The organism is Microcoleus sp. B7-D4 (assembly GCF_036705125.1).
In the GTDB taxonomy this organism is placed as follows: Bacteria; Cyanobacteriota; Cyanobacteriia; order Cyanobacteriales; family Microcoleaceae; genus Microcoleus.
The window spans coordinates 1-1,498 of sequence record NZ_JAUBTT010000256.1; the positions used below are offsets into that span (position 1 = coordinate 1).

Annotated in this window: 1 pseudogene; it reads left to right on the forward strand. The window is 38.5% G+C overall.

Going from position 1 to position 1,498, the window contains the following annotated elements:
• Positions 1-164: 164 nt before the first annotated feature.
• Positions 165-1,464: pseudogene (locus QUB12_RS37310) on the forward strand (IS4 family transposase).
• Positions 1,465-1,498 lie beyond the last annotated feature (34 nt).

The window sequence follows — 1,498 nt, forward strand, 5'->3', positions numbered from 1 at the left end:
GCATTAGTGACAAGTTAAGGTGATGGGTAAATTGTCAAGGGGGTATTTACATTGGTTAAAAAATAGATGAAACTCAGAATAGGCAAGTAGTTGAGCAATTATGACCAGCCATGACCAAGACCAGAACTACCAATCGGGACCACGCGAAAAAGAAACAACGACCACTGATAGAGGATGAAGTAATTGCCCAGCAACTAGAAGCATTACTGACACCAGCCATGCTCAATCAGGAAAATTCCTACCGTCAGCTAAAACTTCGAGACCGAATTCTCAACTTGCCATTGATGATGGCTGCGGTCTTAACCTTACTATGGCGAGATGTGGCAGGGGTAAGAGAGCTGACCCGAATGTTAACGAGAGACGGCTTTCTGTGGTGTAATCCCACGTCCGTCAGCCAACAAGCACTCTCGATCGAGATTTTTGACCTTTCCTGCTGAGCTGTTTGAACAAGTATTTAAGGATTTATTACCGCGTTTAAGAACAAATTGGCAGAGGAGAAATCAACGAACCTTACCAGAAAGTATTCAGTTTACATTAACAAGATTTGAGCAGATTTGGATTATAGATAGTTCAATATTAGAGGCATTATTTCGGAAATTATCAAACTTAGAGTCAGCTAAAATAGGACAATTGGCGGGGAAAATAAGTACAGTAATTGATCTAGTAACTAGATTGCCAGTCGAAATTTGGTTTACCGAAAATGCGAAATAATCGGATGTAAAACTTGAAGAGAATATCCTCAATCTAGCCAGCGAAAATACGTTATTACTATTAGATAGAGGCTTTTATCACTTTAATTTTTGGTTAAGATTAATTGAGCAAAAGGTTAACTTTATTACCCGAATAAAGAAAGGAGCCGCCATCAAAGTAGAGGAAGTATTTACCGATAGTTATGGACTGCGAGACCGTAAGATACGTTTGGGGTCTGGAACGAAGAAAACTCCGTTTATTACCTTACGTTTGATTGAAGTTCGTTCAGAAAAAACCTGGCATTCTTATTTAACAAGTGTGCTAGAGCCAGAAAAATTACCCCCTTATGTAGTAGCAGATTTGTATCGAAGACGTTGGCGGATTGAAGAAGCTTTTAATATTGTAAAAAGGCTGTTAGATTTAAGCTATTTATGGACGGGTTCAATCAATGGGATTAAATTACAGATTTGGGCAACTTGGTTATTTTATGCAGTTTTAGTAGATTTAGGTGATGCGGTAGCTGATGAACTAGCTCTACCTTTTGAGCAGATTTCTTTAGAAATGATTTATCGCGGTCTTTATCATTTTACTATAGCTCATCATAAAGGTAAAGCAACAGATCCAATCAAGTATTTTGCTGACCCCCAAAATCGAGATTTAGGCATTATTAAACAGCAGCGAAAACCGAATGTTAAGTTAATTATTGCCCCTTTTCCTGAAAAGCAACGAGGGTCTGACCAATTCTTTTTTAAGAACTCTCCGAAAGCCTCTTGACAAAAGACTTACAGCCTTAACTTGTCACCAATGG